Source organism: Bacillus sp. FSL K6-3458, from assembly GCF_038005045.1.
Taxonomy (GTDB): domain Bacteria; phylum Bacillota; class Bacilli; order Bacillales; family Bacillaceae; genus Bacillus; species Bacillus altitudinis.
In genome coordinates this window covers 3,646,604-3,665,269 of the sequence record NZ_JBBOSI010000001.1, presented here as the reverse complement: position 1 = coordinate 3,665,269, position 18,666 = coordinate 3,646,604, and the positions used below count along the sequence as shown (strand labels likewise).

15 protein-coding genes are annotated in these 18,666 nt (G+C 42.2%); 8 read left to right on the top strand and 7 right to left on the bottom strand.

All coding sequences use genetic code 11. From position 1 onward, the window contains the following. The first annotated feature begins 9 nt into the window (after nt 1–9). Nucleotides 10–1,347, top strand: coding sequence for an aminotransferase-like domain-containing protein (locus MHH23_RS19395; RefSeq protein ID WP_113767207.1), 1,338 nt, complete (start codon nt 10–12; stop codon nt 1,345–1,347). Here the strand turns inward: MHH23_RS19395 and MHH23_RS19390 are convergent. Then, nucleotides 1,334–2,035, bottom strand: a complete 702-nt coding sequence (locus MHH23_RS19390; protein ID WP_096880992.1) for a 4'-phosphopantetheinyl transferase family protein — start codon at nt 2,033–2,035, stop codon at nt 1,334–1,336. The genes MHH23_RS19395 and MHH23_RS19390 overlap by 14 nt on opposite strands. Nucleotides 2,036–2,193: 158 nt before the next feature. On the opposite strand from MHH23_RS19390, the gene MHH23_RS19385 reads away from it, so the two are divergent. Beyond that, the gene (locus tag MHH23_RS19385) at nt 2,194–3,039 is read left to right on the top strand and encodes an AraC family transcriptional regulator (RefSeq protein WP_285711907.1); all 846 of its coding nucleotides are present in this window, start codon (nt 2,194–2,196) and stop codon (nt 3,037–3,039) included. A gap of 25 nt (nt 3,040–3,064) precedes the next feature. Here MHH23_RS19385 and MHH23_RS19380 read toward each other — a convergent pair whose 3' ends face one another. Together MHH23_RS19380 and MHH23_RS19375 are read right to left on the bottom strand one after the other, a co-directional pair. Then, nucleotides 3,065–3,655, bottom strand: coding sequence for a hypothetical protein (locus MHH23_RS19380; protein WP_113767205.1), 591 nt, complete (start codon nt 3,653–3,655; stop codon nt 3,065–3,067). A gap of 85 nt (nt 3,656–3,740) precedes the next feature. Beyond that, on the bottom strand, nt 3,741–4,385 hold the full coding sequence (locus tag MHH23_RS19375; protein WP_007498187.1) for a YczE/YyaS/YitT family protein: 645 nt from the start codon (nt 4,383–4,385) through the stop codon (nt 3,741–3,743). 546 nt (nt 4,386–4,931) lie between these two features. On the opposite strand from MHH23_RS19375, the gene MHH23_RS19370 reads away from it, so the two are divergent. From MHH23_RS19370 to MHH23_RS19360, 3 genes are all read left to right on the top strand, one after another. Further along, nucleotides 4,932–8,981: an isopeptide-forming domain-containing fimbrial protein gene (locus MHH23_RS19370; RefSeq protein WP_340960090.1), complete on the top strand. Its 4,050-nt coding sequence runs from the start codon at nt 4,932–4,934 to the stop codon at nt 8,979–8,981. A 6-nt stretch (nt 8,982–8,987) separates the two neighbouring features. Then, complete coding sequence (locus MHH23_RS19365) at nt 8,988–9,548, top strand: class D sortase (protein WP_039166256.1); 561 nt, start codon at nt 8,988–8,990, stop codon at nt 9,546–9,548. Nucleotides 9,549–9,658: 110 nt separating this feature from the next. Beyond that, on the top strand, nt 9,659–9,943 hold the full coding sequence (locus MHH23_RS19360; protein ID WP_041508244.1) for an AbrB/MazE/SpoVT family DNA-binding domain-containing protein: 285 nt from the start codon (nt 9,659–9,661) through the stop codon (nt 9,941–9,943). A 39-nt stretch (nt 9,944–9,982) separates the two neighbouring features. Here the strand turns inward: MHH23_RS19360 and MHH23_RS19355 are convergent, their stop codons facing one another. The 3 genes from MHH23_RS19355 to tcyA are packed head-to-tail and all read right to left on the bottom strand — an operon-like array spanning nt 9,983 to nt 12,233. Next, nucleotides 9,983–10,726 carry an amino acid ABC transporter ATP-binding protein gene (locus MHH23_RS19355; RefSeq protein ID WP_007498183.1) on the bottom strand — a complete coding sequence of 248 codons (744 nt, stop codon included), beginning with the start codon at nt 10,724–10,726 and terminating at the stop codon, nt 9,983–9,985. Nucleotides 10,727–10,738: 12 nt separating this feature from the next. Then, on the bottom strand, nt 10,739–11,431 hold the full coding sequence (locus MHH23_RS19350) for an amino acid ABC transporter permease (RefSeq protein ID WP_008347286.1): 693 nt from the start codon (nt 11,429–11,431) through the stop codon (nt 10,739–10,741). Beyond that, the gene (tcyA, locus tag MHH23_RS19345; RefSeq protein ID WP_007498178.1) at nt 11,418–12,233 is read right to left on the bottom strand and encodes a cystine ABC transporter substrate-binding lipoprotein TcyA; all 816 of its coding nucleotides are present in this window, start codon (nt 12,231–12,233) and stop codon (nt 11,418–11,420) included. Before tcyA ends, MHH23_RS19350 begins: the two co-directional genes overlap by 14 nt. A 361-nt stretch (nt 12,234–12,594) precedes the next feature. On the opposite strand from tcyA, the gene MHH23_RS19340 reads away from it, so the two are divergent. Continuing rightward, a complete protein-coding gene (locus tag MHH23_RS19340; RefSeq protein WP_268430324.1) occupies nt 12,595–13,215 on the top strand; it encodes a dienelactone hydrolase family protein in 621 nt (206 codons plus the stop codon). A 288-nt stretch (nt 13,216–13,503) separates the two neighbouring features. Continuing rightward, nucleotides 13,504–14,937: an amino acid permease gene (locus tag MHH23_RS19335; RefSeq protein WP_041091095.1), complete on the top strand. Its 1,434-nt coding sequence runs from the start codon at nt 13,504–13,506 to the stop codon at nt 14,935–14,937. Nucleotides 14,938–14,981: 44 nt separating this feature from the next. On the opposite strand, the gene MHH23_RS19330 is transcribed toward MHH23_RS19335, so the two are convergent. Next, entirely contained in the window at nt 14,982–16,475 is a 1,494-nt protein-coding gene (locus MHH23_RS19330; RefSeq protein ID WP_136944919.1) for a peptide MFS transporter, read from the bottom strand. A gap of 263 nt (nt 16,476–16,738) precedes the next feature. Here MHH23_RS19330 and MHH23_RS19325 point away from each other — a divergent pair, with 263 nt between their 5' ends. Continuing rightward, nucleotides 16,739–18,523 (top strand): right-handed parallel beta-helix repeat-containing protein, encoded by a 1,785-nt coding sequence (locus tag MHH23_RS19325; protein ID WP_340960088.1) that lies wholly within the window; start codon nt 16,739–16,741, stop codon nt 18,521–18,523. Nucleotides 18,524–18,666 lie beyond the last annotated feature (143 nt).

The window sequence follows — 18,666 nt, the reverse complement described above, 5'->3', positions numbered from 1 at the left end:
GGTAGTACTGTGAGAAAATATGATCAGCTTGTGTTGAATATAAAAAACAAAATCGAGAGCGGTGAATACAATGCTGGAATGAAAATTCCATCCATTCGTCACTTAGCGGCTCAATATGCTGTGAGCAAAAGCACTGTCATAAAAGCACTAGACACATTAGAGCGTGAACACTTGCTGTACTCTGTAGAAAGAAGTGGCTATTTTGTCGTGAAAACCAATCAGTCAGCCGTTAAGAAGGGCAGCACATGGATTGATTTTGCTTCCTCTGCGCCTGATCCCATTGTGTTTCCGTATGTCGATTTTCAGCACTGCATCAATCAAGCGATTGATCTGTATCAAAATGATTTATTTATTTATGGCACCACCAATGGATTACCATCTTTACTGCCAATCATTTCAAAGCGTTTAACGGATTATCAAGTGTTTGCCTCTCCAGAACAGATCGTCATGACTTCTGGTATTCAGCTGGCTTTATCGATTTTAAGCACCATCCCGTTTCCAAATGGAAAACAGACCATATTGGTCGAACAGCCAGGCTATCACCTATTCCTCCAATACTTAGAGAAAAACCAGCTGCCTGTCCGGGGGATTCAGCGGACGGAAAAAGGACTCGATCTTCAGGAATTGGAGCGTATCTTCCGAGAGGAGGATATTCGCTTTTTCTATACGATGCCAAGGTTTCAAAACCCGCTTGGAACGAGTCTGTCGAAACAAGAAAAAATAGCGATTGCAGCCCTTGCCGAAGCATATGATGTCTACATCGTTGAAGACGATTATTTGGCTGATTTAGAATTCGATACAAAAAGAGACCCGATCTATTCATATGATCAGGCGGGGAAGGTCATTTATTTAAAAAGCTTCTCAAAAATCATTTTTCCGGGGCTTAGAACAGGTGCTGTCGTCTTACCAAACGAGCTGATTGGCCCCTTTAGTGAACATAAACGGCTTATTGATATCGACAGCTCGATGCTCTCGCAGGCTGCTTTAGAAATTTATTTGAAAAGCGGGATGTTTGAGCGTCATAGAGAAAGGATGCAGGCGACCTATAGAGCTCGATCCAAACAACTTGTGGCCTGTTTGAAAAATGATCAAGGCGCTTATGCGCTGGGAGAAGAGGAGCCAGCTACCCATACCCACGTTCGTGTCGACCGGTCCATTCCGATGAATCAGCTCATTCAGCAGCTAAAAAAGGCTTCTGTGATGGTTCAGCCGATCGACCGCCATTTTATTTCTACTTATCAAAAGGAGCCTATACTTCAACTGAACATTTGGCATGTAAAAGAAGAGGAAATCGCACGAGGCGTCGATTTGCTAAAGTCATCACTTCAACAAATCACACGTTATTAAGGCGAGATAGCATGTTCTCACAAGTGAGTATCTCGACGTGCTCAGCCGCAGCAGGTTTTCTTGTACAAACCGCCATTTGGTAGGCAGGATCAAGTGAATATGTTTGGACAACGCAAGGGGCTTCGTGATCAGGTAATCTCAAAGTAGCCTGTCCATCCTCTGACAAGCGAGCGGTAAAGGATGAAAGACCATAGGATATTCCCTTCCCTGTCAGCTTGATAAAAGCCTCCTTCATGGACCATAAATGAAAGAAATAGGCTTCCTGCCGTTCTGCCGGCTGTGAGAGTAAATCTTGATATTCGTCAGCTGAAAAAAATCGTTTGGCAATGGCGAAATCAATCGGTTTAATCTCTTCAATATCAATGCCAACAGGCGCATCATCTACTGCGCCCACGACCCAATCACCAGAGTGAGAAAGATTAAAATGAAAAGAAGGAATTTGCCGGACAACAGGCTTTCCATTCCCTTCTGTTTCAAAAATGATCTGTTCCATAGGCAGTGCGTACATCTCATGAATGATGTGACGAATCAGGACCTCACCTAAAAGCGTTCTTCTTGCATCGATCAAAAAACGAAAGCGCTCAGCGGCGGCGCGTTTTTCAAGTGACACAAAAGGCTTCAGCTGTTCTATTTGGTTTCGTGCATTTTTATCATCTAAAGGTTGTAGTTGAATAGCGAAAATCTTCATAACGGACCTCAATTTTTTACATTTATTGTACCATTGGATGAACCTCTGCAAAAGAGAAACAGACATCCTGTTCAATGAAAGCACAAAATGACAGGAAGGTGCGGGCAGTTCTCGATATAGTGGAAAAGGAAGGAGAGGGAAAAATGATTCACTTAATCATGGATAGTATCAATTATATGGAAGAGAGGCTGGATCAGCCTTTGCAGATCGAAGAAGTGGCAGAGGCCGCCTGTATGTCTAAATTTCATTATCAGCGGCTATTCCATATGCTGACGGGAATTGCAGTAGCAGAATATATTCGCAAAAGACGATTAACCCTTGCGGCAGAAGAATTCATGACCAAGCAAGTGAAAGTCATTGATGCGGCGGTGAAGTATGGCTATGAAACCCCAGAGTCGTTTGCGAAAGCCTTCAAGCGGCATCACGGATATACACCGGCAGCAGTGAAAACAGGCGAGTATACAGTGAAAGCCTATCCCCGTCTCTCCTTCGAACTTCAAATAAAAGGAGTCGAACCGATGCATTATCGAATTGTGGAAAAGGATTCATTTTCAATCATGGGCAGAAGACTAAAGACAACAACAAAGAATAGCCAAAACAAACAGGATATTCCCGCCTTTTGGAAGCGTGTCAATCAAGAAGGATGGACGGATTCACTGGCTCATGCAGCTGGAGAACTCGGATATATCGGTGTATGTGCGCATTTTGATGAAACGCTTGAAACATTTGACTATATCATTGGGATTGAGCAAGGTGAGGAACAACCAGATTCGACCATGACAGTCGAGCAGATTCCGGCCAGTACGTGGGCTGTATTTCAGGCAAAGGGGCCTGTCGAAACCGCTGTGCATTCAACATGGACACGTATTTTCACAGAATGGTTTCCTGCCTCAGGATATGAGCATGCTGGGGGAATGGAGATGGAAACGTACCCTTTAGATGGAGAGATACATTCTCCAGATCATGTGACATTGATTTGGATTCCAATCCGTAAACAATCATAAAAAAGGCAGCGTATCTCGCTGCTTTTTATCCTTGTTTGAAGACGTGAACACCGTTTGGATCGGTCGTATTCATCCCATGAGAATCCATCATCTTCACTTCAAGTAAAGAGAGACGTTCTCCCTTTTTCCAATGAATAGGTTGTGTCAAACCGTCCAGCAACTGATCGACCGCAGGTGTATGAGTCAAATCAGGCACTGCGATCGTCATCTCGGCAATTGCTTCTTCACCAGTTTCAATCACATCTGTCCGCCGCTGCAATTCAAGCCTTAAGCGCATTGGTGTAGAAAGAAACGTTCTTCGCTCCCCGGTCTGGATTGCCCAGTTTCTCTTTTGCGCTTGTACCAGCAACTGATCATATTCATCATCAGTCACTAGAAAGCCGATGTGATCAAAAAGGACTTTTTTACTATAACCAAATGTGATATTGATCTGTCCCTTTCTCATCTCAATGATTCGGAAAGAGGGCTTCTTCTCTCTAAAATAATCCCATGTCTGCGGAGGAGGAAAGGAACCTTCCTTTGCGAAACGACCCTTTACTTCAAAGCCTAATGAAGTGTACGCCTGCTCCGTCTCCTCAACAAATGGTGTCCAGTAATGATAATGGAAAAGCTGCATCAGAGGATCATCTCCTGTTTTAAGAATATTGCGTCTATTTAGTTTAGCACAAAACAAGCCATTCTTTTAGTAGAATGGCTTGTTCTTATCGGGTAAGGGTTTGAACAGGTTTCTCCGCTGTTTTTGTAATGAGCAGCTGCAAGAGCCGTGTCGATTGTGGCAATGAAAAGCGAAGGACGAGTCCAGTAAAGATGGCCGTCAGAATCGTTCCAATGCCAATCGGGCCGCCGAGCATCCATGCAAATAGAAGCACGGTTAACTCAATACCATTTCGAACCCACTGTACGTTCAGCCCTGTTTTTGCTGAGATGAGCAGCATTAATGAATCCCTTGGCCCGGCGCCAAGATTAGCTGAGACATAAATGCCAACGCCATACCCAGACACAATCACGCCCGTAATAAATACATATAAAGCAGGTAAATACCCATGTGGTGCAGGTAATACTGCATTAAAGAAATCAATAAACACGCCAATCAGCACCATATTGAGAAGGGCGCCGATCTTTGGAAAAGATTTCGTGAAAACAGATGTCAGTGTCACAATCAGTGCACCAATAATGATCGACCATTGTCCAATGGTTAAACCAAAATGCTGAAACAGTCCATAATGAAAAGCGTCCCACGGACCAATGCCAAGGATCTTTCCCTTCACTGTCAGCGATAGTCCAAAAGCAAGTACAATCAATCCAACAAAATAAAAAAACCAACGTAAAAGATGTTCCCGCTTCAAAAGCTTTCCCTTCTTTCTTAAACACTCGATTTCAATCGTAACATACTCGCACGCCCCTTTAAATGGCTTTGCTCAATTGTAATCGCTTACTCGATAAAAAGAATTTTTTCCATAAAAAGAGCAGAAAACATCAAATTTTGGAGCAAGACTTTTGCCTTGTTTTTTTTAACAAAGTGAACCAATAATTAACAATTTTTAAGAAAATAAGAAAAAAATTCAATATAAAATGACAAAAAAACAACCTTTATCCAATTAAAGAATATTCAAGATAAATTAGAATAGATTGTATGTAAATTGCGCCGTTAGGCCTGTTTTTATTGATAGATAAAATATTTGATACACGATAAAAAAACTTGTTTTATTGGAAAAAACATAGATGGATCAGATGTCGAAAGCTGTATATGACAAAAGGGCTATTTTTGTCGAAAATAGTCTTTTAGTCATGTTGAGGGTTCTGAAATGTTACTGATATTCTTTACCAAAGTGTGGGAGGTGAACTGGTACATACCATTATGATTTAGAGCAGGGAAAAGGGGATGTCAAAAAATGAACATATTAAAAAGAACGAGTCAATTATTTCTAATATTGGTGCTGATTGCTGGGAATTTATTAACAGTTTCGCCACCTGTTACGAAAGCCGCTGGGACAGTGGTTGTCAATAACGCAGATTCCTACATGATTGGAAATGGGAAGTTAGTTCTTTATCAGCTTGATGGGCAAAATCCAACAAACGTAAAGGCTAGTGTACAGGTGAAGGGAATTAATTCGACTGTAGTGAACGGTGTTGCTGTGAATGATCAAGAAAACACTGTGTATGCAACTACGACAGCAAGTGGAGAGCCAGTTCTTTATAAAATAAATGCGACCACTGGACAAGCAGAGCGTGTAGGTGTTTTAGGCGGAAGAGCGCCTAATGCCGTTGTTTATAACGGTAAATATATTCATTCGTATGCGGTTGATGGAGAACCCTACCTTGCAACGTACGACTTAGCAACTGGTCAAAAAACGTCCAAGAAAATTGTCGGTTATGACGTTGGCCCTGGCATTGGCGGAGACATTGGCGGAGACCTTGTCGTCGATAAGGATGGCTATCTTTGGTTCGCATCTAATACCAGTGGATCTATTGCGCAAATGAATCCTGAAACAGCTGAAGTCATTCGAGTGATTCCAATCACAAATGCAGATGGTAAACCGATTGAGGGAGGAGTACGAGGAATTAGCTTTTTGCCAAATGGACAAATGCTATTACAATCAGGAAAAGATGACTCTATTGGTCATTCTACTCTTTTTACACTTGATGCGAAAACATTAAGTACAACATATATGGGCACTGTAGGTGATTCGTTATCTTACGACTTAGCTTCAAGGGTGAAGCCTGAATTTGATCCATATCCCCCTAACCTTGAATCAGAAAAATCTGTTGCTTTACAGAAAAAAGCAGAAGGCAACACAGATGAAAAGCATCCAGAAGTAGGCGACACTTTGCTTTATACAATTAGAGCAAAAAATACGGTGCAATTCGGCATTCTTAAAAACCTGATCATATCAGATAATCTTCCGAGCAGCTTAACCTATGTTTCTGGATCTCTTAAGGTAGATGGCACAAGCGTAACAGATGCAAAGGATCAAGACAAAGGTGATTTTACAAACGGTACTGTGACAGGTCAAATAGGTGATGTGAAAGACACCGATTGGCACACCTTGACATTTGAAGCGAAAGTAGCAAAAGGGCAAGCTGGCAAGGATATTCAAAATACAGCGAATGTCAAAGGGGAAAACACACCGCCAGACAATCCAACAACAAACATAGAAATTTATCCTCGTGATCCGAAGCTTGAATCAGAAAAATCAGCGGTCTTACAGAAAAAAGCAGATGGGAATACAGATGAGAAGCACCCAGAAGTAGGGGACACATTGCTGTATACCATTCAAGCCCGTAACGCTGTTGAAGATAGTGTAATAGAAGACCTTGTCATTTCTGACAAGTTACCTCAAGGATTATCTTATGTACCAAATTCACTTCAGGTAGATGGAAATCCAGTCACAGATGTAAAAGATGACGACAACGGTGATATGACAGATGGAACTGTCACTGGAACGTTCGGTGAAGTGAAAGATACGAAATGGCATACCGTGACGTTTGAAGTCACAGTTGAAAAAGGCCAGGCAGGCAAAGATATTCAAAATACAGCGAATGTCACAACCGGCAACACACCGCCAGACGAGCCGACAACGAATGTAGAGATCTATCCTCGTGACCCAAAGCTTGAATCAGAAAAATCAGCGGTCTTGCAGAAAAAAGCAGATGGCAATACAGATGATAAGCATCCAGAGGTCGGTGATACACTTCTTTATACGATTAAAACAAAGAATACGATAGAAGACAGTCTCGTTGAAAATTTAGTGATCTCAGACGAACTGCCGGAAGGATTAGCGTATGTGCCGGATTCACTTCAAGTGGATGGAGAGGCAGTCACTGACGCAAAGGATGACGATAACGGAGACTTCACAGATGGTACCATTTCAGGACAATTTGGTGACATTCAAGATACAGATTGGCATACCGTGACATTTGAAGTGACGGTTGAAAAAGGACAATCTGGCAAAGACATTCAAAATACAGCGAGTGTCACAGGTGAAAACACACCACCAGACGATCCGACAACAAAAACAGAAATCTATCCTCGTGATCCAAAGCTGGAATCAGAAAAATCAGCGGTCTTGCAGAAAAAAGCTGAAGGTAACAAAGATGAGAAGCATCCAGAAGTAGGAGATACCCTGCTTTATACAATTAAAACAAAGAACACGATAGAAGACAGCCTTGTGGAAAATCTAGTGATCTCAGATCAATTACCAAAAGGGCTGACGTATGTCGCTGGGTCTCTTGAAATTGATGGAGAATCTGTCACAGATGTGAAAGACGACGATAGCGGAGACTACACAGATGGAAAGGTCACAGGTTATTTTGGTAATGTGAAGGACACAGACTGGCATACCGTGACGTTTGAAGTCACAGTTGAAAAGGGACAGGCTGGTCAAGACATTCAAAACACTGCCGAAGTAACAGGTGAAAACACACCGCCAGATGATCCAACAACGAATACAGAAATTTATCCTCGTGAACCAAAACTAGCATCAGAAAAGACAGCGAGCATTCAGAAAAAAGCAGAAGGGAACACAGATGAAAAAACACCACAGGTAGGAGATACCCTTCTGTATACGATCAAAACAAAGAACCTTGAAGAGGACAGCATCGTCGAAAATCTCGTGATTTCAGATCAACTGCCAAAAGGTCTTGAATATGTCGAAGGATCATTAAAAGTAGATGACCAAGCCGTCACAGACGCAAAAGATGACGACAACGGAGATTACACAAAAGGCGCAGTCACCGGACAATTTGGTGATATCAAAGACACGGACTGGCATACTGTGACGTTTGAGGCGAAAGTAGCCAAAGGACAATCAGGGAAAACCATTCAAAATACAGCAAAAGTAACAGGCGAAAACACACCGCCAGATGAGCCGACAACCGAAACAAACATTGATCCAAGAGATCCAAAGCTTGAATCAGAAAAAACATCTGAGATTGCTCAAAAAGCAGAAGGCAATACAAATGAAAAAGAAGTACAAGTAGGCGACACTCTTCTTTACACCATCAAAACAAAAAATAGTGTAGAAGACAGTGTCATCAAAGATTTAGTCATCGCAGATCAACTGCCAAAAGGTCTTGAATACGTCGAAGGGTCACTAAAAGTAGATGACCAAGCCGTTACAGATGCAAAAGATGACGACAACGGAGACTACACAAAAGGCACAGTGACCGGTCAATTTGGCGATATCAAAGATACGGACTGGCATACGGTTACTTTCGAAGCAAAGGTCGCGAAAGGATCTGAAGGTAAAACCATTCAAAACACAGCAAAAGTAACAGGCGAAAACACACCGCCAGATGAGCCGACAACCGAAACAAACATTGATCCAAGAGATCCAAAGCTTGAATCAGAAAAAACATCTGAGATCTCTCAAAAAGCAGAAGGCAATACAAATGAAAAAGAAGTACAAGTAGGCGACACTCTCCTTTACACCATCAAAACAAAAAATAGTGTAGAAGACAGTATCATCAAAGATTTAGTGATCGCAGATCAACTGCCAGAAGGTCTTGAATATGTCGAAGGATCATTAAAAGTAGATGACCAAGCCGTCACAGATGCAAAAGATGACGACAACGGAGACTACACAAAAGGCACAGTGACCGGTCAATTTGGCGATATCAAAGATACGGACTGGCATACGGTGACTTTTGAAGCGAAGGTCGCGAAAGGAACTGAAGGTAAAACCATTCAAAATATCGCAGTTGTGAAGGGTGATAATGTTGACGAACCAGACAAACCTGAAAACTCAACAACGGTAGTACCGCCGCATGTGCCAGAGGTGCCAGCAAATCCAGAGCAGCCTTCTCATTCAGAACCGGATACACCTGGTCATCATCTTCCGAACACTGCAACAGAGATGTACAACCTTTTACTAGCAGGATTTGCACTTGTACTAATAGGTGCATCCCTTATTGTATGGAAAAGAAGAAAAAGAAACGGATAATCGTCCATGTTTCAAAAAATCATCTCAGCTCTATTGATTACAGCAGGTATTTGTCTTGTGATTGTAGGATATATGAAAATCGTTGATGGACAAAGACAAGTAGATCAATCATTCCAGTCAGCGCAAGCAGCCATCCAGCAAAAGGGGAAAATGGATTCCTCTTTTGTGCCGGAGGCTGGTGAAACCATTGGGCTCTTGCACATTCCAAAGTTAAACGCTGAGTTACCAATTGTAGAAGGAACAGCGGCGGAGGATTTGGCAAAGGGAGTGGGTCATTATCACGAGAGCTATTTTCCTAACGAACAGGGACAAATCGTTTTATCTGGGCATCGTGATACTGTGTTTAGACGAACAGGAGAACTTGTGAAAGGGGATCAACTTGTCATAGAGCTTTCATACGGTCGGTTTACCTATGAAATTGAGAAAACAAAGATTGTGAAAAAAGATGATCAAAGTATTATTACACTACAACAGGAAAAGGAAGAACTTGTCCTCACCACATGTTATCCTTTTTCTTTCATTGGGCCTGCGCCAAACAGATATATTATATATGGGAAGCGTGTTTAGCCACTGGAGCAGCCTGCAGCTCATTCTTTTCATTAACCGATTAGAGCGCTTAATCCCTTGATAAACAGGGAATCTTCTATATCATATCTAGAGATGCAGGGGGGGTCAATTTGTTAAATAAAGAAGATGTAAAGTATATAGATAACGTTGGAAGAATTGTCCTGCCGACAGATATAAGAAAACGGTTGAAAATTCATCCACAAGATTTTATTGAAATCTATCAAGAAGAAAGTCACATTGTGATAAAGCCTTATTGGCAGGATAAACCTTGTATCGTTACAGGGCAAGTCACCTGTTCCAATAAGGCGCTGTCAGGCGGTGTAGTTGTCAGCCCAGAGGGAGCGAGACTGCTCCTGCAAGATTTACTAGCGCTGCGGCTGCAAAAAGAGATATAAAAAAAGGCTGTTCTCACATGATGAGAACAGCCTTTTTGATCATACTGGATTCAAAATCCGATTTAAGAATTGTTTTGTTCGTTCTTCCTTTGGTCGTTTGAAGATTTCTTCAGGAGGACCTTGTTCGACGATCACGCCGCCATCAATAAAAATCACTTCGTCCGCCACTTCTTGGGCAAACTTGATTTCATGTGTGACAACCGCCATCGTCCAGCCTTCTTTCGCTAAATCTTTCATGACCTTTAAGACTTCTCCGACAAGCTCAGGATCAAGCGCAGAGGTTGGTTCATCAAAAAGCATAAGCTCTGGCTGAATGGCAAGTGCACGGGCAATGCCGACACGCTGCTTTTGACCACCTGACAGCTGGAAGGGATACAAATCTTTTTTATCCTCAAGTCCTACCTTTTGCAGGAGCTGAATCGCTTCTTTTCGCACCGCTTCTTTCGGACGGCGCTGGACTTGGACTGGACCTTCCATCACATTCTCAAGAACAGTGCGATGTGGGAACAGATGATAATCTTGAAACACCATGCCTGACTTCCGGCGAAGCTTGAGCAAATCAGCTTGTTTATTTTTTTTAGAAAAATCAATCGAGAAATCATCGAAGGTAAAGGAGCCGGCATTTGGAATTTCAAGTGCATTTAAACAGCGAAGCATCGTTGTTTTTCCTGAACCTGATGGACCAAGAATCGCCACAACCTGCCCTTTGTTGATCGTAAAATCAATCGACTTTAAAATCTCATTTTCACCAAAGGATTTGTTTAAGCCTTTGACTGTTAGCATGTCGTTCCCTCCTTACCTTGCGACATATCGATCAAGTCGTTTTTCAATTTGGTGTTGAACGAGCGATAGAATGAAGCAGAATACCCAATAAATCAGGGCTGCTTCCATATAAATAAATAAAATTTGATCCAAGTTCGCCGCAGCAATTTCCTGTGATTTACGGAACATCTCTGCCACGAGGATTTGGGAGGCAAGCGATGTATCTTTCACCAAACTAATGAATGAATTAGACAGCGGCGGAATCGATACACGCACTGCCTGCGGTAAAATCACGCGGACGAGCGTTTTGCGATGGGTCATCCCAATCGAATACCCCGCTTCCCATTGTCCTTTTGGAACAGATAGGACGGATGCACGAATAATTTCCGAAGCATACGCACCTACGTTTAAAGAAAAAGCGATGATAGCACTTGGATATGGATCAAGTGTGATATTAAATGTCGGAAAGAAATAGAAAATAATAAACAATTGCACAAAAAGCGGCGTTCCGCGAACAGCCGACACATAGATAGAAAAAATCCATCTGAGCGCTTTGATTTTAGACATTCTAGCAAGAGCTGTCACAAGCGCGATAAAAAGACCAATGATAAAAGCAATGATGGCGAGGGGAATTGTATAATAAATTCCCTGCATCACCATTGGCCAAAAAGATTGCTGAAGAAGATCCCACGGAATGACGACTCCGAGGATATTATTTTGTAACATCTTCACCAAACCATTTCTTAGAAATCTTAGCGAGTGTACCATCTTTCTTCATTTCTTTTAGTGCGCCATTCACTTTGTCAACGACTTCGCCGCTGCCTTTTCTGAAGGCAAAATACGTTTCTTGTGGATCTCCTGTTTCAAATGCAACTTTTAGGTTTTTGTTACCGCTTGTTTTCAAGTAATTCAAGACAGCCAATTTGTCATTGAACGTCAAATCAGCACGCCCTTGCTGAATCAATTGAATGGATTGTGCAAGACCTTCAACCCCTTCAATTTTAGCGCCAGCATCTGTAGCTAATTTGTTATAGTTACTTGTTAATGATTGTGCTGCTTTTTTGCCTTTCACATCAGAAAGTTTCTTGATGTCATTGTTATCTGATTTTGTCACAACAATGGCTTGAGATGTTGTGTATTTATCAGAGAAATCATATTGATTTTCACGTCCAGTTTTACCAACTTGGTTCGCTACCACATCAAAACGTTTTGAATTCAGACCAGCAAACATGCTGTCCCATTGTGTTTCTTTGAATTCTGGTTTTAAGTCAAGACGTTTTGCGACTTCTGTGATGACCTCGACATCATAGCCAGTTAATTTATCTGTCTTTTTGTCATGGAAGGTGAAAGGAGCATATGTACCTTCTGTACCGATGGTTAATACGCCTTTATCCTGAATGGACTTCCAAAGGTCACCTGATTCCTTAGACCCAGATTGTTTATTTGCGCTGTCGTTTGCAGCTGATCCACATGCTGTGATCAATGCAACACAAGCGCCTAAAATAATGGCAAAGAACATTTTTTTCATTTTATTCCCCACTTTTCTTGTTGGTATTTACAACATATGATCTTACAGAGAAGCAACCTAAAAGTAAAGCATTTGAAACTAGCTTGAGCGAATCTCACCAACTTTATGCCTTGAACTGGTTGAACGGATAAACGATAGAACTATACCCAAAACAAAAGGTGGATAAAACCAAACGCATTCTCAAACGATGATGAAGAGAGTTCGATTGATGAGAATGTGAGATAGACTACTTAATGGTAAAATATGCTATGATTTTCACATCAAAAGAAGTTTATGTGGGTGTTGATCAGTCGACTTAAATGACTTTTTAAAGTACACGATTCTCCAGTGAACAAACGGAATAAAAGGGAAGTGTGATCATTTGCATACATCGAAACAAAAACCTGTCATGATTTTAGTACACGAAATATACGGAATAAATGATCATATGAAGAGTATGATCGATCATTTTGACAAAGCTGGTTTTGAGGTTTATTGTCCTCATTTATTAGGACAGGCTAAACACTTCCCTCATGCCAGTGAGAATGAGGCATATGACTACTTTATGAATAAAGTTGGTTTTGATGAATCGGTAACGATCGTATTGAATGTGGCAAAAGAGTTAAAAACGAAAAATGCAGAGAGAGACATATGTCTGATAGGTTTTAGTGTGGGGGCAACAATTGCTTGGCAATGCAGCCAATATGATCAGTTGTTTACCGGAGTCATTGGATTTTATGGTTCACGGATAAGAGATTTTCTCGATATGACGCCTGCCTGCAATACACTGTTATTTTTCCCGGAAGTTGAAGTATCTTTTAACCCTCGGGAAGTTGCGAATGTTTTGGAGAAAAAGGAAAAGCTTTGCGTGAAAATAGTAAAGGGGCAGCATGGGTTCGCCAATCCAGATTCTACGACTTTTCACGCTGAATCTAAAAATCGCTGCTTTCAAGAAATAGATGTTTTTATCAAAGAGTATCTACAAAAGAAAAATGACTCATGACTGTTTGAAATGAGACTCGAATAGAGGGAAATGAAACCAGTGTGTCATGTAAGTTTGCATGCTGGTTTTTTCGTGCAATTCTTTTGGATATAAGGCATCCTATCAAATGATCAGAATCACCGTATAGTTGTGCGAACATTACTAAAATAAAGACTTTGTAACAGTGACGATAGAAGGAAGCATATTTATTATAAAAGATGTATAATTAGTAGGTTGTTTTGAAAATGGAATAATCACATGGAGACATGTTTTGATAACAGAACATCTTAGAAGAAGGAGGGCATCATTGTGGATGTTGGACAAAATCAGCCCGAACAATTGAAAAGGGCGATGACCTCCCGCCATTTATTTATGATTTCTCTTGGCGGTGTCATTGGGACAGGCTTTTTCCTTGGAACAGGCTATACGATTGGACAAGCAGGGCCAGTTGGAGCTGTTCTTTCCTATATAGTGGGCGGATTGATTATGTATTTAACCATGCTGTGTCTTGGAGAGCTGTCAGTCGCGCTTCCTGTGTCGGGGTCGTTTCATACGTATGCGACGAAATTTGTGAGTCCTGCAGCAGGATTTGCTGTTGGCTGGATTTATTGGCTTGGCTGGGCAGCCACCGTGGCGCTGGAATTTTTATCAGCAGGGCAGCTGATGAGACGCTGGCTTCCACAAGTGGATGTGTGGATTTGGTGTCTCATATTTGGGCTGTGTTTGTTCTTATTAAATGCCAGATCAGCGAAAGCGTTCGGGGAGTCGGAGTTTTTCTTCTCAACCATTAAGATTGTTGCCATCTTACTATTTATTGGCGTAGGTGGAGCGGCGATGTTTGGTTTTATTCAAACGACGAGCGGGGAACCAGCTCCTTACTTTAGTCATTTTGTGAGTGACGGCCTGTTTCCGAATGGCTTGCTGGCCGTTGTCGTCACGATGATCACGGTGAATTTTTCGTTTCAAGGGACGGAGCTGATCGGGATTGCGGCAGGAGAAAGTGAAAATCCGGAGAAAACCGTACCTCGCTCGATTCATCAGACGGTTTGGCGCACCCTTGTCTTTTTCGTTTTATCTATTTTTGTCTTAGCGGGTATGGTGCCTTGGAAAGAAGCGAGTGTGCTGCAAAGCCCATTTGTCACTGTGTTTGAGAGAACGGGCATTCCTTATGCGGCAGATATCATGAACTTTGTCATTATCATTGCTTTATTATCTGTGGCGAACTCTGGCCTATATGCCTCTACGAGAATGCTGTACTCTTTGTCGAAGGAAGGAATGGCAGGGAAGGCGTTTAGACGAGTCAATCAGCGGGGGATCCCGATGAATGCCTTACTGCTCACTTTCCTGTTTACAGGTATTTCGTTATTATCAGGATTCTTTGCAGAGAAAACCGTTTTTGCTTGGATCGTGTCTATTGCGGGCATGAGTGCCCAAACCGGCTGGATTACGATTACATTATCACAGCTGCTTTTCCGCAGAAGATATTTGAAAGCAGGCGGAAAGCTGGAAAACCTAAAATTTAAAACCCCTCTTTATCCGGCACTGCCGATTATTGCGATCACGCTGAACTCGATTGTGCTAATCAGTCTTGCCTTTGATGCGGAGCAGCGGATTGGGCTGTATGTCGGCGTACCGCTCATGATCATTGGATATGTTGTCTATCACCGCTATGTGAAAAAACATCAGGTGAAAAGTGAACCGCTCCAGCTGCAAATCCACGGAGATGATGAGATTCGGTTTTAATTCAAAAAAAGAAGCCTTCCCATTTGGGAGGCTTCTTTTTCAATTTAATGCACGCCCTTCATCGCTTTCTTAATCACCGGTGTAAGCAGGAGCATAGCGCCACATAAAATGATGGCGAGCATGCCGATGATCCCGAAATAGACGGTTTCTGGCACTTTATCAAATAGCTTGACCACTTGCGCATTGATGGCCTGTGCCATTGCATTTGAAAGGAACCAAAGGCTCATCGTTTGCGCTGAGAAGGCAGCAGGTGCCAGTTTTGTTGTGGCTGACAGCCCAACTGGTGATAAGCAAAGCTCTCCGATGACGACAAGGAAGAAGCTTAGAACGAGCCATAGTGGGCTTACAAGTGTATGTGGTCCAGACATGTAGGCAGGAATGATCATGATGATAAAGGATAATCCTGCGAACAGAAGGCCAAGTGAGAATTTAATCGGGGTAGACGGCTGTTTCTTACCGAGTCTGACCCATAACCAAGCAAATACTGGTGACAGGAGCACAATAAAGATTGGGTTCAATGATTGGAACCAAGAAGAGGCTAATGTCATGCCAAGGAAATTCAAGTTTGTTCGCTGATCTGCATATGTGGCTAAAATATTTGAGCCTTGTTCTTGAATGGCCCAGAACATCACCGCAGCTAGGAACAATGGAATATAAGCGAGTACCCTCGACTGCTCCACTGCACTCGTTTTTTTACTAAAATACATCACAATAAAATAAACAATTGGAATCAGCACACCAAGGACACTGACAAACCAAGTGAATAGATTAATCGTGAGCGCTCCTGTTTGAATACCGATGACAGCAAAAACAGCAAGTACAATCACGATCAATGTACCGAAAATTTTGAAGTTCTTGCGTTCAGCAGCTGATAGTGGATTTGTGACATAAGTGCCGGCAAGTCCAAGATTCGGCTTTTTCGTGATGACAAACGTAATCAGTCCAACAAGCATACCAACGGCAGCGAGTGAGAAACCAAGGTGGAAATTCACTTTTTGACCGAGTGTTCCGACAATTAATGGGGCGATAAAACCACCCATGTTGATCCCCATATAGAAAATACTGAATCCAGAATCCCTGCGGGGGTCTGTTTTTGTATACAGGTCACCGACTATGTTTGATACGTTCGGCTTTAGGAGACCTGTTCCAATAATAATCAGCCCCATACTAATAAAGAGCGCTGTTGCTCCGCTAGGCAGTGCCAAAATGACATGACCAAGCATAATGAATACCCCGCCATAAAAGACCGTACTGGACGAACCAAATACCCGGTCGGCAAGCCATCCGCCAATAATGCCTGACATGTAGACAAGCGCACCATAGACAGACATGATCGAATTAGCGGTTGTCTGGTCGAAGCCAAGACCGCCTTTTGTCACCTCTGTGTACATATAATAAATAAGCAGTGCACGCATGCCATAATAAGAAAAACGCTCCCAAAATTCAGTGAAAAACAGTGTGTAAAGTCCTTTAGGATGTCCAAAAAACCCTTTTTGAGGAACACTTTTAACAATTTTATCGTGGTCAATTGTAGACATGGCATAGATCCTTTCTTAAAAAAAGAGATATGAGAAAAATGATATTCTTGTATAGTTCTTGTGTCAATATAAAACTATTCTAAAACAGGAAAATGTTAGTTCAATAGGCGTAAAGACTCAAAAAGATGAAAAATTCGCTCAAGTGAAAATCATCGGAAAGTTATTCCAGAAGAATTTATATAAAATTTGAAATATCGTACAAGCAAACCTTTCCCACATGCATAGGATGACAAGAGGACATGTGTAAAAAGGAGGGGTTTTCATTGGGGGATGTAAATGAATCTGATCTGAAGAAACCCATTGTCAATGTATTAGACTTTGGCGTGATTGCTGACGGGAAAACGGACTGTACAGCGAAACTGAACGAATGCCTGGAATGGACAAAAGCACAGGGCTACTCCCACGTCTGGTTGCCGAGTGGAACGTATCTAATAGATGCGGTGTACAGGGGGGATCAATTTTTTCCTTTTCGTCATGCCGGCATACGAGTGCCAAGTCATATTTGTATTGAGATGGCATCAGATGCCGTCATCAAAGTGAAACCAAATGATTCGTGGGGATATGCAGCCTTTTATATAGGAGAGGTAGAGCATGTGACCATTCGGGGCGGGCGGATTGAAGGCGACCGTGATGAGCATGTGTACAAGGCGCTCCCGCCAGAAAGAAAAACACATGAATGGGGCTTCGGGGTGTGTATTGAAGGTGCTTCCCATGTGAATATCGATCGTGTTCAAATCAACAATTGTACGGGAGACGGTATCATTGTCAGTCCGCACGGTTTATTGACCCATATCGAATCGTACTCGCCTGCTTCGTCAATTCATATTTCTGGCTGCACCATCACTGATTCAAGGCGAAACAATATTTCTATTACAGGCTGTGATGGTGTCATTGTGGAAGACTGTTTGCTTGAAAGGGCAGGGGTAAACGGGGTCGAGCCAAAAATGGGCATTGATATTGAAGGATACGGAGAAAATGCGACCAACTTGGAGGAACCGCTGAATATTCAAATTCGAAACAACATAGTCAGAGGCGGCGCAGCCAGCTCTATCTATAATTTCAACGGCTATGGTGTGATCATTGAAGGCAATCAAACGGACAGCAGTATCTCCTATGGCTTCGCCACTGAAATGATCATTGCGAATAATTTGATTCGTGCAGTGGGAGGGGGCGTGACAAAAGCAGGGATTACGAGCTTAGGCGTGCCGCTTGATCAATCGGAAAACAATGTGATCATTATTGGCAATATGATTGAAGGATTTGAAAAGGGTATTGATGTGAGGGGAGACAGCGTGCACATCACAGGTAATAAAATCAGTCTTTTTGAAGATGCGGCTGTGTCTGTCTATATGGCCAATCGTATTTTAATAGAAGGAAACCATATTGAGTCAGGGACGAACACACGGCTTAGAAGTACATCGCTGCGTATTTATCAATCAGACAGCATTGTTTTTTCAAACAATACCGTCTACTCTGTCATCGATGCGGCGATGGTCAGAGGAACGAATATCTTAATTCAGCATAATCAATTCAAGGAATTCAGTCGAGGGATATGGGTGCAGGAGGGAGAAGCGGGGATCAACGGCAATCACTTTATTCAAGAAGGACATTCACAGCTCGCATCTTCGTATACGATCAGCGTGACAGGAAATGCAAAGGCTTTCATATGGCAGAATCGTTTTAAGCACTTTCAAAACTACGCCGTTTACAGCAATACGACCGCTCCTTTAGAGATTAAAGACAATTCCTTTGAAGAAACGTCCTTATATGTGGTGATGTATATTAAAAATGGCTCACCCCAAATTGGTGATAACCGCTTTTATTTAAATCGTTCAATCGGACAGCCGACAGCCGTTTTTCTTGATGAAGTTGTCTCAGCACGTGTGCTGCGGAATAACATCATTAATCTCTCTCCTCAAAAAGCGATTGCCGTCCGCACCACATCTTCCACTCATTCGGTGATTGCCCATAACGTACTAGAGCGCAGTCAATTGATGACACACTCCACGGACCGGCTCATCGGAAATATTGAAATTGATCCACCGTAAACGCCTGTGAATCCCTTTTTTTGGAGGTTCAGAAGGCGGTTGACAATCATGTAAAAAGGGCATATAGTAATAATTATTTTTCATTTTTCACAACATTTGCCCTTTTTTTATGGATAAAACCGATTAATTCAATCAGAAAAATG